The following is a 20738-nucleotide window of genomic DNA, read 5'->3' as shown; positions in this document are numbered from 1 at the left end:
AAGAGAACACCACCATGCGCACCTTGATGATCGAGCCCCTGACCCAAGAAGCCTTCGCCCCGTTCGGTGACGTGATCGAAACCGATGGCCGTGACCACTTCATGATCAACAACGGCTCGACCATGCGCTTTCACAAGCTCGCCGAGGTCGATACCGCCGAGCTGGGCGACAAGGCGATCATCAGCATCTTTCGCGCCGAGTCGCTGCAAATGCCGCTGACGATTCGCATGCTCGAACGCCATCCGCGGGGCAGCCAGGCTTTCATTCCGCTGCTCGGCAATCCTTTTCTGATCGTGGTCGCGCCACCTGGCGATGTGCCTGTATCAGGTTCGGTCCGCGCCTTCCTTACCAATGGCAGGCAGGGCATCAATTACCATCGCGGCGTCTGGCACCACCCGGTGCTGACGATCGAAAAGCGGGATGACTTCCTGGTGGTTGATCGCAGTGGTGAAGGCAACAACTGCGATGAGCATTACTTCACCGAGGAGCAATTGATGGTCCTCAGTCCCCACCAATAAGAAAGGGTCGGTCATCAGCGCGGTGACCGGCGAAAGGTACCAACTGTGGAAGCACACCTTCACGAGTGGCTGAACCTGAGCGTTCGCTGGGTTCACATGATCACGGGTGTCGCCTGGATCGGCGCGTCGTTCTATTTCGTCTGGCTGGAAAACAACCTGGATCGGCGCACGCCCCGCGAGGGGCTGTCGGGTGATCTGTGGGCGATTCACGGGGGTGGCATCTACCACCTGGAGAAATACAAGCTCGCCCCACCGAAAATGCCCGATAATTTGCACTGGTTCAAATGGGAGGCGTACTTCACCTGGATGTCGGGCATCGCGCTGTTGTGCGTGGTGTTCTACTGGAACCCGACCCTGTACCTGCTGGCCCCGGGCAGCACGCTGTCGGGCGGTGAAGGCGTGGCCATTGGCGTCGGCTCGCTGGTCGCCGGCTGGTTCATCTACGACCTGCTGTGCGATTCGCCGCTCGGTAAACGGCCGATGCTGCTCGGTGGCGTGCTGTTCGTGCTGATCATCGCCGCCTGCTGGGGCTTCAGCCTGGTGTTCAGCGGCCGCGGCGCGTACCTGCACACCGGCGCGATCATGGGCACCATCATGGTCGGCAACGTGTTCCGCATCATCATGCCGGCGCAGCGCCAGCTGGTCGCCGCCATCGAACAGAACCGCACGCCCGACCCGTCGCTGCCGGCAAAAGGCCTGCTGCGCTCGCGGCACAACAACTACTTCACCCTGCCGGTGCTGTTCATCATGATCAGCAACCATTTCCCGAGCACCTACGGCAGCCAGTACAACTGGCTGATCCTGGCCGGGATTGCGGTGGCGGCGGTGCTGATCCGTCACTACTTCAACACCCGCCACGACAGCCACAAATACGCCTGGACCCTCCCCGCCGGTGCATTGGCGATGATCTGCCTGGCGTACGTCACCGCGCCGAAACCGGCGCCGTCCGGCCCTGAGCAGGCTGCAGCGCAGTACCAGCCGCTGCCCGCCACAGCGGTGGGCGGCAAGACCGCTGCAGAACGTCGCCAGGCGCAGGCCGCGCAAGCCGCTGCAGCACCGGCCCAAGCCTCGGCACCGGCCAACGCCGAGGCCTTTACCCAGGTGCATGAGGTGATCCAGCAGCGCTGCACGGTGTGCCATTCCTCCACCCCTACCAGCCCGCTGTTCAGCACGGCGCCGGGTGGTGTGCTGTTCGACACCCCGCAGCAGATGCACGCCCAGGCGGCACGCATCCAGGCCCAGGCCGTGGCCAGCCAGATCATGCCGCTGGGCAACATCACCCAGATGACCGCCGAGGAACGCAAGCTGGTCGGCGACTGGATCGCCAAGGGTGCGCCGGTCAACTGAGGCGTCCGTCAACCAGAGCGTCGCGGTGTGCACCGTGACTGCGGCGTACACCCGGCGCCTGCCGGCAGGCGCGTGGGGTGCCACCAACCACGCCATTGACGGCAGCTCGACGGGTCGGTGGCGATAACAACCTGACCGAATGATCAATCGTGCGACTCAGCGCCTCAGGACAGAGCGCTTGAGGGCCTGCGCGCAAGTCAGTAATCTGCGCGCCCCTCGAACAGGACGGCAAGGAGGTCGCCCGCGTTTGCCGCCGTGTTTCGCCTGTAGGGCAGGCCACTGAGCGAGCGGACCGGCTGCAGCCCCGCCCCCCTTCATCCGTGCCAGATGGCATCGAGCAGCGCGCGAGGACTCCCCCTGACCCGGTGAGCCCACGCAGGCGATGAGCTGCGGGCAGGGAGCGGAAATTGACTCGAAAGACAAAAAAACGGCGCCACATCGAGCCTCGATACCCGACACAAAGGAGCGAGATCCACATGCGTACCCTCAACAGCCTGATCCTTGCCGGCGGCCTGCTGACCTGCGGCGCCAGCGTTGCCGGTGACCTGCTGCAATGGCAGAGCAACAGCCTCACCTACCTGTGGGGCAAGAACTTCAAGGTCAACCCGGAGATTCAGCAGACCTTCACCTTCGAGCACGCCGACGGCTGGAAGTACGGCGACAACTTCCTGTTCGTCGACCGCATCCTCTACCAAGGCAAGAAAGACAGCAACGTCGGCCGTAACACCTACTACGGCGAATTCACCCCGCGCCTGTCGTTCGGCAAGATCTTCGACCAGGACCTGTCGTTCGGCCCGATCAAGGACGTGCTGCTGGCGATGACCTACGAGTTCGGCGAGGGCGACAACGAGTCGTACCTGATCGGCCCAGGCTTCGACCTTGCGGTACCGGGCTTCGACTACTTCCAGCTCAACGTCTACAAGCGCACCACCGATGGCAGCCGCCCCGGTGACGATGTCTGGCAGATCACGCCGGTGTGGGCGTACACGATTCCGGTCGGCGCCTCGAACGTGCTGTTCGACGGCTACATGGACTGGGTCGTGGACAACGACGAGAACCGCCGCGGCACCTACCATGCCAACCTGCACTTCAACCCGCAGATCAAATACGACCTGGGCAAGGCGTTGAAATGGGGCGAGAAGCAGCTGTACGTGGGCGTGGAGTACGACTACTGGAAGAACAAATACGGCATCAAGGATTCCGATGGGTTCACCACCGATCAGAACACCGCGAGCCTGCTGGTGAAAGTGCACTTCTGACGCGCTTGCGCGCCTGCCGGCGTTGGCTCGGCAGGCAGGTGCGCCATGCGGCGCAGGGCCAAGCAGCTACCGTTGCACAGGCGTTCCGGCCCACGCCTGTGCTCATCAGGCGCGGGTGGCCGCCACGGTTTTGCTGACACCGCCCACCACCAGTGCCGCCAGCATGCCGGCGATCGCGCCGACCACACCGTACGCGACCATCTTGGCCACCACGCCCCAGCCCCCAAGGTCGCTCACCAGGGTTTCGAGGAACTGTTCGACCGGGTGAATGCCTTCAGCCACGAACGTGCCCCCGACCAGGAACATGGCCACGGTGCCGATCCACGACAGCGCCTTCATCAGCACAGGGGCCGAAGCCACCAGCGCGCCGCCGATCTTCTTCGACAGCGTGCCCAGCGCACCGCTGGACTTGGACTTGAGCAGCGCAAAGCCGACGTCGTCCATCCTGACGATGCCCGCGACCGCCCCATACACGCCCACCGTCATGGCGATGGAGATCACGATCAGCGTCACGATCTGCTGCATCAGCGGCGCCGCCGAGACGACGTTCAAGGTGATGACGGTGATCTCGGCGCTGAGGATGAAGTCGGTGCGGATGGCGCCTTTGATCTTGCGCTTTTCGTAAGCCGCCAGCGCTTCCTGGCTCTTGGGCATGGCGTTGGCTTGCTCGGCCTCGTCCTCAGCACCGCCGCGCTGAAGTTTTTCCTTGATGGCCTCGTAGCCTTCATAGCAGAGGTAGATACCACCTGCCATCAGCAACCACTTCACCGCCCACGGGAGAAAAGCGCTCAGCAACAGCGCGCAGGGTACCAGGATCGCCTTGTTCAGCAGCGAGCCCTTGAACACCGCCCACACCACCGGCAGCTCACGGTCGGCGCGCATGCCAGTGACCTGTTCAGCGTTCACCGCCAAGTCGTCGCTGAGCACACTGGCGGTCTTTTTTGCCGCGACCTTGCTCATCAGGGAAATGTCATCGAGCAGTGCCGCGATATCGTCCAACAGTGCGAAGAAACTGCTGCCAGCCATTTAGAGTCATCCTGGGTCAATTGAGGCGATTCGGTGCGCGAAGCACCTTGGCCGACCCGCCTGCTCGGAAGGTCGAGCGCCGGGCGGCAGGGGAATGGCATAGAGACCGGACCAGCCCCAAGGAGTTCTGCTCACGGCGTTGCAGCGCACCCGGCGCGCTGCCCGGCGTGTGGCGCACCGCCGAGCAGCGCGAGCACGGCGCAGCGGGCGTTGCCTTGAGCGGCGTTCAGGCACGGTGCTACCATGCCGACCCTCTTTCTGAGGCAGGCCGATAGAGGATGTGTCCGGACCATGAGCACCATTCGTGAGCGCAACAAGACGCTGATCCTGCGCGCGGCCAGCGAGGAATTCGCCGACAAGGGCTTCGCCGCCACCACAACCCGCGACATCGCCGCCAAGGCCGGGCTGCCCAAGCCCAACGTCTATTACTACTTCAAGTCCAAGGACAACCTGTACCGCGAGGTGCTGGAAAGCATCATCGCGCCGATCATGCAGGCCTCGACGCCGTTCAATGCAGACGGTGATCCGCGGGAGGTGCTCAGTGGCTACATCCGCTCGAAGATCCGTATTTCCCGGGACTTGCCCCATGCCTCAAAGGTGTTTGCCAGCGAGATCATGCACGGTGCGCCGCATTTGTCGGCGGCGCAGGTGGAGCAGTTGAACGCACAGGCGCGGCACAACATCGCGTGTATCCAGCAGTGGATCGAGCGGGGGCAGATTGCGCCGGTAGACCCGCATCATCTGATGTTCAGTATCTGGGCGGCGACGCAGACGTATGCTGATTTCGATTGGCAGATTTCGGCGGTGACGGGGAAGGATTCGTTGGCGGATGAGGATTATGAGGCGGCGGCGCTTACGATTATTCGGTTGGTGTTGAAGGGGTGTGAGCCGGATTAGGGGTTTGGGGTTTGGGGTTTGGGGTTTGGGGTTTGGGGTTTGGGGTTTGGGGTTTGGGCGGGGTTAGGTTTGGGCGGTGTGGGCGTTGGTTTTAGTGATTTCATGACAGGTTCGCGGGGGCTGATGGTCACCTTTTCGCCTTTACGGCGACGTCCTTTTGCGGCGGCTGCCCGCCCGGGGCAAAAGGACGCAAAAACGCTGGCTCCCGCAGCCGGCCCTTCGCTGCGCTACGGGTGCCCTGCGTTCCGCGGCTCTACGGGGCTGCGCGCCCTACGGTTTGCTGCGCAAACCTACATTTCGCGACTTCGGCTGCGCCTCAGCGGCGCTGCGCGCCGGCCCCTTCAAGCCCCTGCACTTCGGCCGGCTGAAGTCGCGATTTGGGTTGTCTGGGCTGGACGGGTAGGAAGGGCAAGAGCAACGGCAACGGCAACGGCAACGGCAACGGCAACGGCAACGGCAACGGCAACGGCAACGGCAACGCATCCCTAGCATTGGCGGCAGTTATACGGAGCGCTAGGGGCCGGTCAACTGTAGGAGCGACTTCAGTCGCGACTGAAGTCGCTCCTACACAGACCGCATTGCTCGTAAACAGATTGTGTTATCAGCCCCTGTAGAACCCTGCGGGAGCTGCCAGTCCGACGCTCCGGTCAGCCGCGATGAACGGCGCGAATACGCTCGCTCGCACCCACCTCTTTCTTTTCAAGCCACCACCCCCGCATCCGCCTTCAGCCCCACCGCTTCTATCGCACTGATCGCGCACTGTTCATCGATGTCCGAGGTGTCGCCGCTGATGCCCACCGCACCGAGCACCTTGCCGTCGGCGTCGCGGATCAGCACCCCGCCGGGCACCGGCACGACCGGGCGTTCGCCCAGGCCATTGAGGGCGGCGAAGAAGGTGGGCCGCTGTTGCGCGTCGAGGGCCAGCAGGCGTGAGCCTTTGCCCAGGGCGACGGCGCCCCAGGCTTTGCCGATGGCGATTTCGGGACGGATCAGGCTGGCGCCATCTTCACGCTGCAACGTAAGCAGATGCCCCCCAGCGTCGAGGATCGCGACGGTCAGCGGTGCGGCGTCTATCGCGCGGCCTGCGGCCAGGGCGGCGGTGACCAGGCTGACGGCGGATTTGAGGGTCAAGGGGGTCATGGCGAGGTCCTCTTATTGTTGTGGACGCCCGAGGGCGCTTGAAAACCGGTTCAAGCAATAGAACACAACATCTTCAGTATTTGTATACAATATTTTCAAACGCACGTCTAAAACCGCCCGAATCCACCTCTACCTGCGACCAAAATCCTGCCAGCGTTCCTTAGACGAAAAGCCATTGACCTTTACCGGGAAGCGTGAATACACTTCATCGCAACGAAAGTTGTATACAATTATAAAATCGATGAGGCACAACCCATGAGCAAAATGAGAGCAATCGATGCGGCCGTCCTGGTCATGCGCCGTGAAGGTGTCGAGACCGCATTTGGCATCCCAGGGGCTGCCATCAACCCGTTGTATTCGGCGTTGAAGAAAGTCGGTGGCATCGATCACATCCTCGCCCGCCATGTCGAAGGTGCCTCGCACATGGCCGAGGGCTACACCCGTACTCACCCCGGCAACATCGGCGTGTGCATCGGCACCTCCGGGCCTGCCGGTACCGACATGGTCACCGGCCTGTACAGCGCCTCAGCCGACTCCATCCCGATTCTGTGCATCACCGGCCAGGCGCCCCGCGCGCGGATGCACAAGGAAGACTTCCAGGCCGTCGACATCACCAGCATCGTCAAACCGGTGACCAAGTGGGCAACCACGGTGCTTGAGCCCGGCCAGGTACCGTATGCCTTCCAGAAAGCCTTTCATGAAATGCGCAGCGGCCGCCCCGGCCCGGTACTGATCGACCTGCCGTTCGATGTGCAGATGGCTGAAATCGAGTTCGACATCGAGGCCTATGAGCCGCTGCCGGTGCACAAGCCTGCGGCAACGCGGGTGCAGGTGGAAAAAGCCCTGGCCATGCTCAATGACGCCGAACGCCCATTGCTGGTCGCCGGTGGCGGCATCATCAACGCCGATGCCAGTGAGCAACTGGTGACCTTCGCCGAACTGATCGGCGTGCCGGTGATCCCGACCCTGATGGGCTGGGGCACGTTGCCCGACGATCACCCGCTGATGGTCGGCATGGTCGGCCTGCAGACCTCGCACCGCTATGGCAACGCCACCCTGCTCGCCTCCGACCTGGTGCTGGGCATCGGCAACCGCTGGGCCAACCGCCACACCGGCTCTGTGGACGTGTACACCGAAGGCCGACGCTTCATTCATGTGGACATCGAACCCACCCAGATCGGCCGCGTGTTCACGCCTGACCTCGGGATCGTCTCGGATGCCGGCAGCGCGCTGGACCGTTTCATCGAAGTGGCCCGCGAGTGGAAGGCGGCCGGCAAGCTCAAGGACCGCAGCGCCTGGGTTGCCGAGTGCCAGCAGCGTAAAGCCACCCTGCACCGCAAGACGCATTTCGACAACGTGCCGGTCAAGCCGCAGCGCGTGTACCAGGAGATGAACAAGGTGTTCGGCAAGGACACCTGCTATGTCAGCACCATCGGCCTGTCGCAGATCGCCGGCGCGCAGTTCCTGCATGTGTACAAGCCGCGTCACTGGATCAACTGTGGCCAGGCAGGTCCGCTGGGATGGACCATTCCGGCGGCGCTGGGCGTGGTCAAGGCCGACCCTTCACGTAAGGTGGTGGCGTTGTCGGGTGACTACGACTTCCAGTTCATGATCGAGGAACTGGCCGTGGGCGCGCAGTTCAACCTGCCGTATGTGCATGTGCTGGTGAACAATGCCTACCTCGGGCTGATCCGCCAGGCGCAACGCGGCTTCGACATGGACTACTGCGTGCAACTGGCCTTCGAGAACATCAACGCCAGCGATACCAGCAGCTATGGTGTCGACCACGTGGCGGTGGTCGAAGGGCTGGGCTGCAAGGCGCTGCGGGTGTTCGACCCGGCCGAGATCGGCCCGGCGTTGGTCAAGGCCCAGGCCATGGCCGAGCAATGGCGCGTGCCGGTGGTGGTCGAGGTGATACTGGAGCGTGTGACCAACATTTCCATGGGCACCGAGATCAACGCGGTCAACGAATTCGAAGACCTGGCACTGGTCGGTGACGACGCACCGACCGCCATCTCGCTGCTCGACTGAACGGCCTGACCGCCCTCGTTTCGTCAACGGCGAGGGCCTTAACTGCAAGGAGATTCAGCCATGCCTCGCTTCGCTGCCAACCTGTCGATGCTGTTCACCGAACAGGATTTCCTGGCCCGCTTCAAGGCCGCCGCCGACGCCGGTTTCACCGGGGTCGAGTACCTGTTTCCGTACGACTACCCCGCCACCGAGATTCGCCAGCAGCTCGATGCCCATGGCTTGACCCAGGTGCTGTTCAACCTGCCGGCCGGTGATTGGGGCCAGGGCGAGCGTGGTATCGCCTGCCACCCGGACCGCGTCGCGCAATTGCGCGCCGGGGTCGATCAGGCCATCGAGTACGCCCAGGTGCTGGGCAATACCCAGATCAACTGCCTGGCCGGGATTCGCCCGCAGGGGCTGGACGAGCAGACGGTGCGCGCCACTTTCGTCGACAACCTGCGCTACGCCGCCGAGCGGCTCAAGGCCGCCGGCCTGCGCTTGGTCATGGAGATGATCAACACCCGCGATATCCCCGGCTTCTACCTCAACACCACCGCCCAGGCGCTGGAGATTCAGGCCGAGGTCGGCAGTGACAACCTGTTCCTGCAGTACGACATCTACCACATGCAGATCATGGAAGGCGACCTGGCCCGCACGCTGCAGGCCAACCTCGCGCTGATCAACCACGTGCAACTGGCTGACAACCCGGGGCGTAACGAGCCGGGCACCGGCGAGATCAACTACCACTTCCTGTTCGCCCACCTGGACCGGATCGGCTACCAGGGTTGGATCGGCGCGGAGTACAAGCCGCTGACCACCACTGAGGCAGGGCTGGGCTGGTTGAAGACCTACAACGTGATCTGAGGAGAAGCCTCTGGGCGAGGCAAACGCTGCCACCACGATGCTCGCCAGGAGGGCCCTTCGCGGCTCAAGACGCTGCTACAGAGAAAGGCGGTCTCACAGAGAAATGCGGTATCCCAGGGAAATACGGCTGTTTTATAGAAGGCACGCAGGCGCCACGATTTTCCCGGACGCGGCCTTTTCGCCGCCCCTGACCACTCGATAACAAGAGGCACCACCACATGGCCAAGATCGGATTCATCGGCACCGGCATCATGGGCAAGCCCATGGCCCATAACCTGCTCAAGGCAGGCCACCACCTGTTCGTTTCCGAGCACCACAGCAAAGCCCCCGCAGACCTGATCGAGGCGGGTGCCGTCGCGCTGGCCACGCCCAAGGAGGTTGCCCAGGAAGCCGACTTCATCATCGTCATCGTCCCCGACACCCCGCAGGTCGAAAGCGTGCTGTTCGAGGCCGACGGCGTGGCCGAAGGCCTGAGCGCCAACAAGGTCGTGATCGACATGAGCTCGATCTCCCCCACCGCCACCAAGGCCTTCGCCGAGCGCATCGCCAAAACCGGCGCCAGCTACCTCGATGCCCCGGTATCAGGCGGTGAAGTCGGCGCCAAGGCCGCCACGCTGAGCATCATGATCGGCGGCAGCGCCGAGGCGTTCGAGCGTGCCTTGCCGCTGTTCCAGGCCATGGGCAAGAACATCACCCACGTCGGTGGCAGCGGCGACGGTCAGACCGCCAAGGTGGCCAACCAGATCATCGTCGCCCTGAATATCCAGGCCGTCAGCGAAGCGCTGCTGTTCGCCGCCAAGAACGGCGCCGATCCGGCCAAGGTGCGTGCCGCACTGATGGGCGGCTTCGCCTCTTCGAAGATCCTCGAAGTGCATGCCGAACGCATGATCAAAGGCACCTTCGACCCCGGCTTCAAGATCAACCTGCACCAGAAAGACCTCAACCTGGCCCTGCAAGGCGCCAAGGAACTGGGTATCAACCTGCCCAACACCTCAAACGCGCAACAGGTGTTCAGCACCTGCGTGGCACTGGGCGGCGGCAACTGGGACCACTCGGCGCTGATCAAGGGCCTGGAACACATGGCCAACTTCTCGATTCGTGATGGCAAAGAGGACGCGTGAAGGCCTTGTGCAACAGGGCCCAGCCATCCAGGCCGCAGCCCTGCATGCTCGACGCGGTGCACGCGGCGGCCCGATGCATCGATCCACCCGCTAAACCGATAGTCGCCCGGCTGAGCCTGCGCCAGGCCCTCCACACGACCTGACCACCGCTCAACAGCAGCGGTCGCTCGCCGGGGTCACGCAGCACGGCGCTGCGACCCTGGCCACGCGCAACACCCATTCCAGCCTCGGGCTGCACGGAGCCCGACGCTGGGGTGGTTTCTGCACTCAGCACAACAACAACGATAGGAAGCCTGCCATGTCGGTCGATCCACAAACCCTGCTCCGCACGCTGTTCGATGCCGCAATTGCCGCAGCCCATCCGCGCCAGGTGCTCGTGCCTCATCTGCCCGCCGACCGTACTGGCCGAGTGATCGTCATTGGCGCCGGCAAGGCCGCAGCGGCCATGGCCGAAGTGGTGGAAAAGAGCTGGCAAGGCGAGGTCAGCGGTCTGGTCGTGACGCGCTACGGCCACGGCGCCAGCTGCCAGAAGATCGAGGTGGTCGAAGCCGCTCACCCCGTGCCTGACGCAGCCGGCCTGGCTGTGGCCGAGCGGGTGCTGGCGATGGTCAGCAACCTCGGCGAAAGCGACCGGGTGATCTTCCTGCTCTCCGGCGGCGGCTCGGCGCTGCTGGCATTGCCCGCCGAAGGCCTGACCCTCGCCGACAAGCAGCAGGTGAACAAGGCCCTGCTCAAATCCGGCGCCACCATCGGCGAGATGAACTGCGTGCGCAAGCACCTCTCGGCGATCAAGGGCGGTCGCCTGGCCAAGGCCTGCTGGCCGGCCACGGTCTACACCTATGCCATTTCCGACGTGCCGGGCGATCTGGCCACCGTCATTGCCTCCGGCCCCACCGTGGCCGACCCGAGCACCTCGGCCGATGCCCTGGCCGTGCTCAAACGCTACGCCATCGAAGCGCCACCCGCAGTGATCGACTGGCTCAACAACCCCGCCTCGGAAACCGTCAAAGCGGGCGACCCGGTGCTGTCGCGAAGCCATTTCCAGCTGGTCGCCAAGCCGCAGCAGTCGCTTGAGGCAGCAGCAGTCAAAGCGCGTCAGGCAGGTTTCAGCCCACTGATCCTCGGTGACCTGGAAGGCGAATCGCGGGAAGTGGCCAAGGTGCACGCCGGCATCGCCCGGCAGATCGTCCTGCATGGCCAGCCGCTCAAGCCGCCGTGCATCATTCTCTCGGGCGGCGAAACCACGGTGACCTTGCGTGGCAACGGCCGTGGCGGGCGTAACGCGGAGTTCCTGCTGAGCCTCACCGAAAACCTCAAGGGCTTTCCGGGCATTTACGCCCTGGCCGGCGACACCGACGGCATCGACGGCTCGGAAGACAACGCCGGCGCGCTGATGACCCCCGACAGCTACGCCCGCGCCGCCGCACTGGGGCTGTCCGCCACAGACGAGCTGGACAACAACAATGGCTACGGCTACTTCGAGGCCCTCGACGCACTGATCGTCACCGAGCCTACGCGTACCAACGTCAACGACTTCCGCGCCATCCTCATCCTCGAGACGCCCTACCCATGACGCCCGACAAGAAGGTCAAGATTCTCGCCACCCTGGGCCCGGCTACGCGCAACGTCGATGACGTACGCCAGTTGGTCGAAGCCGGGGTGAACCTCTTCCGCCTGAATTTCAGCCACGGCGAGCATGCCGACCATGCCGAGCGCTACGGCTGGATCCGTGAGGTGGAGCAACAGCTCAACTACCCGCTGGGCATCCTCATGGACCTGCAAGGGCCGAAGTTGCGTGTGGGTCGCTTTGCCGAGGGCAAGGTGCAGTTGCAGCGCGGGCAAACGCTGCGCCTGGACCTCGACCCGAGCCCTGGCAATGAGCAGCGGGTCAACCTGCCTCACCCGGAGATCATCAGCGCGCTGGAACCGGGCATGGACCTGTTGCTGGACGACGGCAAGCTGCGCCTGCGCGTGGTGGCCAAGCACACTGACGCCATCGAGACGCAGGTGATCGATGGCGGCGAGCTGTCGGACCGCAAGGGCGTCAACGTGCCGCAAGCCATGCTGGATCTGTCGCCGCTGACGGACAAGGACCGCCGTGACCTGGCCTTTGGCCTGGAGCTGGGGGTGGACTGGGTGGCGCTGTCGTTCGTGCAACGCCCCGAAGACATTGCAGAGGCGCGCCAGATCATCGGCGACCGCGCCTACCTGATGGCCAAGATCGAAAAACCCTCCGCCGTGACCCAGTTGCCGGCGATCGCCGAGCTGGCCGACGCGATCATGGTGGCCCGGGGTGACCTGGGTGTGGAGGTGCCCGCCGAGCAGGTGCCGCAGATTCAGAAGCGCATCATCGGCACCTGCCGCCAGCTGGGCAAACCGGTAGTGGTGGCCACGCAGATGCTCGAATCCATGCGGTTCTCCCCTGCCCCCACGCGCGCCGAGGTCACCGATGTGGCCAACGCCGTGGCCGAAGGCGCCGATGCGGTGATGCTCTCGGCCGAAACCGCCTCAGGCGAGTACCCGCTCGAAGCGGTGCGGATGATGAGCAAGATCATTCGCCAGGTGGAGAAGGGGCCTGACTATCAGGCCCAGCTCGACGTGGGCCGGCCGAAGGCCGAGGCCACGGTGTCGGATGCCATCAGCTGCGCGATCCGGCGCATCAGCGCGATTCTGCCGGTGGCGGTGCTGGTCAACTACAGCGAATCGGGCGCCTCTACCCTGCGCGCCGCACGCGAACGGCCCGGCGCGCCGATCCTCAACCTCACCCCCAACCGGCGCACGGCGCGCCGGCTGAGCCTGACCTGGGGCGTGCATTCGGTGGTCAACGACCGGCTGCGCCAAGTCGATGAAATCTGCTCGACCGCGCTGGAAATCGCTCAGGCCCAAGGCATGGCCGACCTGGGCGACACGTTGCTGATCACGGCCGGTGTGCCTTTTGGCAAGCCGGGCACGACTAATACGCTGCGGATCGAGGTGCTGGTGTAGCGCGCTGGCTCACCCGACAGCCCCGAATGACCGCCCCGCCATGACGCCTGGACAGCCAGGTTCATCGCGGGGCGATCGCGTTCAGGCGACACGCGTCGACACGCTGCCCTGCCTCGACGGTCGCCTGCCGACCCAACCCCTTTCCCTCACCTTGCCGACGCGCCATGTACACCAAGAACTTCGTCAACCCCTGCCCCGACTGGGCCACCGCACTGCTCAACGGTTTCAGCCAGGTGCTCTTACTGCGCAGCCCGCTGTGCGGCCTGTGCTGCCTGTTGGCCATCCTGTTCACCGCGCCCACCTTGGTTGGCGGTGCCCTGCTTGGCGCCCTGGCCGGCCTGCTCACCGCCCAGCGCCGCGGCTATGAGCGCGCCGATCGACAGGCGGGGCTGTACTGCTACAACGGCGTGCTGATCGGTATCCTGATCAGCGCGGTGCTGCCCTGGTCGGCCATCCTGCCGGCGCTGATTATCGCGGCGGGCGGGCTGTCGAGCATCATCACGCACCAGTGGCGCAAGCGTGGGGGGAAGCTGCTAGTGGCGTATACGGCGCCATTCGTGTTGCTCGGCTGGGGCGTGCTGATGGTGGCCGAGCCGGGTGCAGCACCAGCCGTCGAAGCAAACCCGCTGTATGGGCTGCTGCGGGGGATAGGCCAGATCTTTCTGCTGGATCACCCGTTGGCGGGGTTGCTGATCATCATCGGATTGTTCATCGCCCAGCCTTACGCGGCGATGTGGGCGGTGATCGGGTCGGCAATCGGCGAAGGCGTGGCCTTACTGGCTGGACAGGATCAGGCAGCGCATCTGGGCCTGTATGGGTTCAATGCGGCGCTGGCAGCGTTGGCCTTCAGCCGCCAGGGCGAACGGCCCTGGGTAACGCTGCTGGCCATTGCCTTGGCGCTGCTGCTACAGCCGCTGATCGCGTGGCTGCCCGTTGCAGGCCTGACCGCCCCCTTCGTCGTGGCGTGCTGGGTGATCCACCTCGGCGCGCGTGTCGGCCGGACGGCTGCACGCCGCATGCCTTCTCTGTGAGCCGGAACACAGCGATTTTTTCCTGCAGGCGTGTGTCTCGCCCCCCAGGGTATGAGCTGCAAACCATTGCCCGACCGCGAAGGGGCCATGCAAGCATGCCGTGCACGCGTCCTTGGTACGGCAAGGGTGTGCCCGGCAATTTTTTACCTCAGCGACTCGATTGGGTGGCTAGACGATTGCGCACGGCTCACCAACCCTTCTAGGCTTGGCGTCTCTGTACCTTGAGCCTCAGCACATGCGTGAATCGCCCACCCTCCGCCAACGCCTATACACCATCGTCTTCCAAAACGACACCCCCGCCGGCCGGCGCTTCGACAAGCTCCTGCTGCTGATCATCCTGGCCAGCCTGGTCACGGTCATTCTCGACAGCATCGGCGAAGTGCACCGCAATTACTCAGGGCTGCTGGCAGGCATCGAGTGGGGCTTCACGGCCATCTTCCTGCTCGAATACCTCACCCGCCTGTACTGCTCGCCCAAGCCGCTGCGCTATGCCTTCAGCTTCTACGGCCTGGTCGACCTGCTGGCCATCGTGCCGGGCATCATCGCGCTGTACTACAGCGACGCGCAGTACCTGATGATCATCCGCGTGATCCGCATGCTGCGGATCTTCCGTGTGCTCAAGCTCAGCCCCTACCTCAGCCAGGCCGATTACCTGCTCAAGGCCCTGCGCGGCAGCAAGCAGAAGATCATCGTGTTCCTGCTCAGCGTGTCCACGTTGGTCACCGTGTTCGGCACCCTGATGTACGTGATCGAAGGGCCTGAGCATGGCTTCACCAGCATCCCCAAGGGCATCTACTGGGCCGTGGTGACGCTCACCACCGTGGGCTTCGGCGATATCGTGCCGCAGACGCCGCTGGGGCAGGTGCTGTCGTCGCTGGTGATGATTACCGGTTATTCGATCATCGCCGTGCCTACCGGCATCTTCACCGCCGAGCTGGCCAATGCCATGCGCGGCGAGCAGCTGCAGCAAGACTGCCCGCGCTGCGCCAAGCCGCGGCATGAATCGGCCGCCGCCTTCTGCTCCCGCTGCGGCAGCGGGTTGTTCGAGAAGGCGTGACCGACGGGGTGCGCAAGGGCTGCGGGCCCGCTGCGTGACGAGGGGCGAGCACGGTGTGAGCGACACGCCTGGCAATAGCGTGCGCCAGCGGCCCCTTGGTCAGGCTGTCGCGCCCACCCTTTTTCCGCGCGCATCTCGAAGCGCCAGATCCCTGGCCACCGCGCGAGGCGAGATCGAGCGCCTCGTTCATCGCCTTCCCTGTCGGCACCGAGCCACTTTCTAGTCGCCTGCGCCCAGGCATAACCAAAGCACCTTTTGTTCTTTAGCTGGCCTCCCCCCTACCCGTTATAGTCGCAGGCATTCTGCCATCTCGTTTTCACCCACAAGGACCCACCGTGAAAAAGCTCCTCAGCGCCTCGCTCCTGGCCGCCGGCCTCGCCCTCGGCAACCTCGCCCACGCCGCCCCGACCCTGCTCAACGTGTCGTACGACGTGATGCGCGATTTCTACAAGGACTACAACCCGGCGTTCCAGAAGCACTGGGAAGCCGAGCACGATGAGAAGGTCAACGTGCAGATGTCCTTCGGTGGATCGAGCAAGCAGGCGCGTGCGGTGATCGATGGCCTGCGCGCAGACGTCATCACCATGAACATGGTCACCGACATCAATGCCTTGGTCGACCACGGCAAACGGGTGCCGGACAACTGGGTCTCGCGCCTGCCGAACCACAGCGCGCCGTTCACCTCGGCCACCGTGTTCATCGTGCGCAAGGGCAACCCCAAGGCCCTGAAAGACTGGCCAGACCTGCTCAAGGACGGCGTACAGGTGATCGTGCCCAACCCCAAGACTTCGGGTAACGGCCGCTACACCTACCTGTCGGCGTGGGGCTATGTGCTCAAGCAAGGTGGCGATGAAGCCAAGGCCCGCGACTTCGTCGGCAAGCTGTTCAAGCAGGCGCCGGTGCTCGATACCGGTGGCCGCGCCGCGACCACGACCTTCATGACCAACCAGATCGGTGACGTGCTGGTCACCTTCGAGAATGAAGCGGAAATGATTGCCCGCGAGTTCGGCCGCGATCAGTTCGAGGTGGTCTATCCGAGCGTGTCGGCTGAAGCCGAGCCGCCGGTGAGCGTGGTCGACAAGGTGGTGGACAAGAAAGGCACCCGAGCGCTGGCCGAGGAGTACCTCCAGTACCTGTGGTCGCCGGCTGCACAGGAAATCGCGGCGCAAAACTACCTGCGCCCACGCGATGCGACCGTGCTGGCCAAGTACACCGACCGCTTCCCCAAGGTCGATTTCCTCTCCGTGGAGAAGACCTTCGGTGACTGGAGAACGGTACAGAAGACCCACTTCAATGACGGTGGCGTGTTCGACCAGATCTACAGCGGACAGTAAGCCGTCGAGCACGCCAGGGGCGCGCCCGTTTGGCGCCCCAGAGCGTGCCCCACGCCCAACATCCTCTGCACCCGGTCGAACTTCCCGGCCGTCTGCCAATCAGTTCCCTGAGTAAACCCTGCCCCGCTCACCCGGCCAGAGGATCACTCAGTGCTGCGTTTTCTCACTCCCCTGTTACTCGGCTGTCTGCTGAGCACCCACTTGCTGGCCGCCGACCCGGCGCCGGCTGAAGAGCAACCCGCAGCGCCGGAGCCGGTGCTGCAAGGCGGGCTGCTCGGTGCCCTGGCCGACGGGCTGGACAGTGCCGGCCGCGAGCTGGACCTGGACGAACACCTGGTCGACGCCTGGCGTCTGCGCACCGACCGCGCCAGCAAGGAAGTCGCGCGCCTGGTTGATCGCCACTCCACCAGCGACACCTTGCAGATGTTCGTCGACTTCATGCTGCTGACCCTGACCTGGGCCGGCAGCTTCGTGGTGCTCAATCTGCTGGGCCGTCTGGTGGCCAGACGCATCGCCGCCACAGCCTGGCTACGCCCCCGGGTGCGTATGCGCGCGTTGTTTGGCTACCTGCTGCCCTACACCCTGCCGGCCCTCGCCGCACTGCCGTCGACGGTCTACGCCAGCCGTTTCGTCGACCCATCGATCGCCCGCGCCACGGGCCTGAGCCTGGCCTATGCCACCAGCAGCGGCCTGTTCTCCACCTCGATCATCCTTTGCCTGATCACCCTGTTCGATGCGGGCCACAAGCGCCGTGCCGTGGCCGCCATCCGCCGCATCGCGCCGCACCCGCTGTTCCTGATCGGCTTCCTCGCGGCCTGGAGCGACGCCCTGACCAGCCCGCAGATCGCCCGCCAACTGGGCGGCAACATCACCAGCAGCGTGGCCGTACTGACGGGCCTGACGGCCACCTTCATCTTCGCCAGCCTGGTGCTGCGCCTGCGCCGCCCGGTGGCCCACCTGATCCGCAACCGCGACCTCAAGGACCGCCTGGGCCATCGCGCCGTGCAGGAGACCCTGCGCATCTTCTCCAAGCTCTGGTACCTGCCGATCCTGCTGATGATCATGGTCTCGGCCATCCACCTGATCGGTGCGGGCGAAGAAAGCCAGAAGGCCTTGCAGAACGCCCTGCTGACCACCGTGCTGCTGGTCGCGACAGTGTTCCTCAGTACCACGCTGCAGCATGTGCTCGCTCCCCGCGAGGCCGATAACGGCCAGCAGCGTGTGCGCCCTTACAAAGAGCTGCTGCGCAGCCTGGCCCACGCCTTGTTGCGCATTGCCGTGGCGGTGACCTTCATCGAACTGCTCGGGCGTATCTGGGGCTTCTCGGTGCTCGACTTCGCCTTGAGCAACAGCCTGGGCAAGGCGATCAGCAACTCGGTGTCGACCATCGGCCTGATCCTGCTGGTGACCTGGCTGCTGTGGGTGGTGCTCGACACCGCGATCCAGGAAGCGCTCAAGCCGCCAGTAGGCCGCCGCGCAACGCGCCAGCCGAGCACGCGGGTGCGGACCATCCTGCCGATGCTGCGCAACGCGGTGAAGGTGATCCTGATCGTCATCTGCACCATCACCACCATGGCCAACCTCGGGATCAACGTCGCGCCCCTGCTGGCCGGCGCCGGAGTGATCGGCCTGGCCATCGGCTTCGGCTCGCAGCAGCTGGTGCAGGACGTGATCACCGGGCTGTTCATCCTCATCGAGGACACCATTTCCATCGGCGACTGGGTGGTGCTCGACTCCGGCCATGCCGGCACGGTGGAGAGCCTGACCATCCGCACCCTGCGTCTGCGTGACGGCAAGGGCTTCGTGCACTCGGTGCCCTTCGGCCAGATCAAGGCGGTGACCAACCAATCGCGGCAGTTCGCCTACGCGTTCTTCTCGGTGCAGTTCACCTATGACAGCGACGTGGATGCCTCGCTGGGGTTGATCCATGAGGTGGGTCAGTCGATCACCGCCGACCCGTTGTTGAGTATCAATCTGCAAGGGCCGCTGCAGGTGTTCGGGGTCGATCGCATGGACCTGAACGGCTTCGTGCTGACCGCGCAGTTCCGCACCATTTCCGGCGGGCAATACGCGGTGAGCCGCGCGTTCAACGAGCGCTTGAAGAAAAAGGTCGATCAGACCGACAACGTCCACTTTGCCCAGGTGTATCCGCTGCGTCTGCCGGGGGTGGATAACCCGGCGCCGGTCTGACGCCTTGGCCCGCGTTTCACAGCGTTGCGCGCAACCTCCAGCGCGCAGGGCTCGGGTGCAGGTCGGCTGGCCTACTGCTGCACGAACACCAGCGCCTTGAGCCCGCCCTCGGGGTCGATATCGGGAAACTCCGGGGGGTTGTCCAGGCGCTCGACGAACTGCAGCGTCGGTGCCTGCTCGGCCATGCCATCAAGCAGGAACTGCGGGCCGATGGCCGGATCATTGACGCAAGCCAGCACGGTGCCGCCCGGCGTCAGCAGCTCGGGCAGACGACGCAGGATCTTGGCGTAATCCTGAGTCAGCACGAAGCTGCCGCGCTGGAAGGTGGGCGGGTCGATGATGATCAGGTCATAGGGCCCATACTTGCGCACCTTGCCCCACGACTTGAACAGCTCATGGCCCAGGTACGCGACGCGGGATGGGTCATGGTCGTTCAGGCGGTGGTTGTCGCGCCCGCGCGACAGCGCTGACTTGGCCATGTCGAGGTTGACCACCTGCTCGGCCCCACCGGCAATGGCTGCCACGGAAAAGCCGCAGGTGTAGGCGAACAGATTCAGCACACGTTTGCCCGCCGCGTGTTCGCGGACCCAGCGCCGGCCATGGCGCATGTCGAGGAACAGCCCGGTGTTCTGCCGCACGCCCAGGTCCAGCAGGTAGGTAAGGCCGTCTTCGATCACCTCGCGCTGCGCGCCGGGCTCGCCCAGCAGTCACTGGCCCGGGCTGTCGGGCAGGTAGCGGTGTTGCAGCAGAATGGCCTGGCCGCTCCACTGTGGGCGCTCGGCCAGGCGCCTGAGCATGGCTTGCAATGCGCCAAGCTCGTCTGCCGGCAGCTCGCGGAACAACGCCACCGACAGCACACCCTGCAGCCAATCCACGGTGATCTGCTCCAGGCCCGGCCAGCAGCGCCCGCGGCCGTGGAACAGCCGACGGGTTTCGAGGGGCGCCGGGTCAAGGGCGGTGAGCAGGTACTGTTCGAGGGTCTGGATCGGCGAGGTCATGACAGGGCCACAAGCGGAAAACCGCGCATTCTACCGATTTTGTGGCCGCACTTCGTGACTCATCGCGTCGAAGCCCGGGTGCCAGCCTGGGCGAACCACCCGCCTTGCTGCATGCCGGCGGCGGCCAAGAGGATCAGGCCGACTCCCAGCCACTGCAGGGCGCCCAGGCGATGGCCGAAGGCAAGCCAGTCCACCAGGATCGCCGCTACCGGATAGATGAACGACAGCGCGCCGGTCAGGGCCGTGGGCAGACGCTGGATGGCGCTGTAGAGCAGCACATACATCACGCCCGTGTGCACCAGCCCCAGGGTCAGCAAGCTGGCGATGGCGGGTGTGGCTGCCGGCAGCGCGATGGGCATGACCCACGGCGCCAGCAGCAGCACGCCGGTCACCACCTGCACCAGCGCAATCACCTGCGCTGGCGTATTGCGCAGGCGCTTGATGATCAGCGCCGCCACCGCATACAACAGCGCCGCGCCAAAGGCCAGGCTGATGCCCAGCAGGTAGTCGCTGCCCTGCCCTTCACCGTGCGCGGCGACGATGGCGAGCATGCCAAGGAACGCCACGCCGAGCCAGGTGAGCTTGGCGAGGGTGACCCGTTCACCGAGAAACACCCCCGCCAACCCCACCAATAGGAACGGCTGCAGGTTGTACACCGCCGTGGCAATGGCAATCGACGCACGTGAATAGGCAGCAAACAGCAGCAGCCAATTACCGACAATGGCCACGCCGCTGAGCACGGCCCAGCCCAGCACTGCGCGGGTCATCACACCCGCACGCAGCTGGCCGAGGCTCGCGCAGACCGCCAGCAGCGCCAGGCTGCCGAACACGCAGCGCCAGAACACCACGCTGAGCACCGGCTGCGCACTGATCAACACGAACCAACCGATGGTGCCAGAGATCAGCATCGCCGCCACCATTTCCATCGAACCTCGACGCACCGACCTGTCCATCGCGTACC

The 20738-nt window shown here is 64.5% G+C and carries 16 protein-coding genes and 1 pseudogene; 13 read left to right on the top strand and 4 right to left on the bottom strand.

The window, feature by feature from the left end; translation table 11 throughout:
- Positions 1–14 precede the first annotated feature (14 nt).
- The 3 genes from SJI00_RS02575 (at position 15) to SJI00_RS02565 (ending at position 3124) form a co-directional block, all read left to right on the top strand.
- A complete protein-coding gene (locus SJI00_RS02575) occupies positions 15–518 on the top strand; it encodes an ureidoglycolate lyase (RefSeq protein WP_322460178.1) in 504 nt (167 codons plus the stop codon).
- 45 nt (positions 519–563) lie between these two features.
- Positions 564–1865 (top strand): urate hydroxylase PuuD, encoded by a 1302-nt coding sequence (locus SJI00_RS02570; protein ID WP_322460177.1) that lies wholly within the window; start codon positions 564–566, stop codon positions 1863–1865.
- 476 nt (positions 1866–2341) lie between these two features.
- Positions 2342–3124 carry an outer membrane protein OmpK gene (locus SJI00_RS02565; RefSeq protein ID WP_322460176.1) on the top strand — a complete coding sequence of 261 codons (783 nt, stop codon included), beginning with the start codon at positions 2342–2344 and terminating at the stop codon, positions 3122–3124.
- Positions 3125–3229: 105 nt separating this feature from the next.
- Here the strand turns inward: SJI00_RS02565 and SJI00_RS02560 are convergent, their stop codons facing one another.
- Positions 3230–4150 carry a DUF808 domain-containing protein gene (locus SJI00_RS02560; protein ID WP_322460175.1) on the bottom strand — a complete coding sequence of 307 codons (921 nt, stop codon included), beginning with the start codon at positions 4148–4150 and terminating at the stop codon, positions 3230–3232.
- A 291-nt stretch (positions 4151–4441) separates the two neighbouring features.
- On the opposite strand from SJI00_RS02560, the gene SJI00_RS02555 reads away from it, so the two are divergent.
- Complete coding sequence (locus SJI00_RS02555) at positions 4442–5047, top strand: TetR/AcrR family transcriptional regulator (protein WP_322460458.1); 606 nt, start codon at positions 4442–4444, stop codon at positions 5045–5047.
- A 699-nt stretch (positions 5048–5746) separates the two neighbouring features.
- On the opposite strand, the gene SJI00_RS02550 is transcribed toward SJI00_RS02555, so the two are convergent.
- Positions 5747–6187, bottom strand: a complete 441-nt coding sequence (locus tag SJI00_RS02550) for a GlcG/HbpS family heme-binding protein (RefSeq protein WP_322460174.1) — start codon at positions 6185–6187, stop codon at positions 5747–5749.
- Between the two features lie 255 nt (positions 6188–6442).
- Between SJI00_RS02550 and gcl the strand changes: the two genes are divergently transcribed.
- The 9 genes from gcl to SJI00_RS02505 all read left to right on the top strand — a co-directional run bounded on the left by gcl (position 6443) and on the right by SJI00_RS02505 (position 18779).
- Positions 6443–8218, top strand: a complete 1776-nt coding sequence (gcl, locus tag SJI00_RS02545; protein WP_322460173.1) for a glyoxylate carboligase — start codon at positions 6443–6445, stop codon at positions 8216–8218.
- Between the two features lie 60 nt (positions 8219–8278).
- Entirely contained in the window at positions 8279–9061 is a 783-nt protein-coding gene (hyi, locus tag SJI00_RS02540) for a hydroxypyruvate isomerase (protein ID WP_322460172.1), read from the top strand.
- Positions 9062–9279: 218 nt separating this feature from the next.
- On the top strand, positions 9280–10182 hold the full coding sequence (locus tag SJI00_RS02535; RefSeq protein WP_322460171.1) for a 2-hydroxy-3-oxopropionate reductase: 903 nt from the start codon (positions 9280–9282) through the stop codon (positions 10180–10182).
- Between the two features lie 298 nt (positions 10183–10480).
- Positions 10481–11755, top strand: coding sequence for a glycerate kinase type-2 family protein (locus SJI00_RS02530; RefSeq protein WP_322460170.1), 1275 nt, complete (start codon positions 10481–10483; stop codon positions 11753–11755).
- Positions 11752–13167 (top strand): pyruvate kinase, encoded by a 1416-nt coding sequence (gene pyk, locus SJI00_RS02525; protein ID WP_322460169.1) that lies wholly within the window; start codon positions 11752–11754, stop codon positions 13165–13167. Before SJI00_RS02530 ends, pyk begins: the two co-directional genes overlap by 4 nt.
- Positions 13168–13331: 164 nt before the next feature.
- Positions 13332–14198: an urea transporter gene (locus tag SJI00_RS02520; RefSeq protein ID WP_322460168.1), complete on the top strand. Its 867-nt coding sequence runs from the start codon at positions 13332–13334 to the stop codon at positions 14196–14198.
- Between the two features lie 235 nt (positions 14199–14433).
- On the top strand, positions 14434–15255 hold the full coding sequence (locus SJI00_RS02515) for an ion transporter (RefSeq protein WP_322460167.1): 822 nt from the start codon (positions 14434–14436) through the stop codon (positions 15253–15255).
- 335 nt (positions 15256–15590) lie between these two features.
- Positions 15591–16589 (top strand): sulfate ABC transporter substrate-binding protein, encoded by a 999-nt coding sequence (locus SJI00_RS02510; protein ID WP_322460166.1) that lies wholly within the window; start codon positions 15591–15593, stop codon positions 16587–16589.
- A 150-nt stretch (positions 16590–16739) separates the two neighbouring features.
- The gene (locus tag SJI00_RS02505) at positions 16740–18779 is read left to right on the top strand and encodes a mechanosensitive ion channel family protein (RefSeq protein WP_322460165.1); all 2040 of its coding nucleotides are present in this window, start codon (positions 16740–16742) and stop codon (positions 18777–18779) included.
- 71 nt (positions 18780–18850) lie between these two features.
- Here the strand turns inward: SJI00_RS02505 and SJI00_RS02500 are convergent.
- Both SJI00_RS02500 and SJI00_RS02495 read right to left on the bottom strand, forming a co-directional pair.
- Positions 18851–19777 (bottom strand): annotated as a pseudogene (locus tag SJI00_RS02500) (class I SAM-dependent methyltransferase).
- Between the two features lie 59 nt (positions 19778–19836).
- Positions 19837–20730 carry a DMT family transporter gene (locus SJI00_RS02495; RefSeq protein ID WP_322460164.1) on the bottom strand — a complete coding sequence of 298 codons (894 nt, stop codon included), beginning with the start codon at positions 20728–20730 and terminating at the stop codon, positions 19837–19839.
- Positions 20731–20738: the final 8 nt, after the last annotated feature.

It is taken from the genome of Pseudomonas gebzensis (assembly GCF_034427815.1).
Classification (GTDB): Bacteria; Pseudomonadota; Gammaproteobacteria; order Pseudomonadales; family Pseudomonadaceae; genus Aquipseudomonas.
This window is presented reverse-complemented; position numbering and strand designations above follow the sequence as displayed.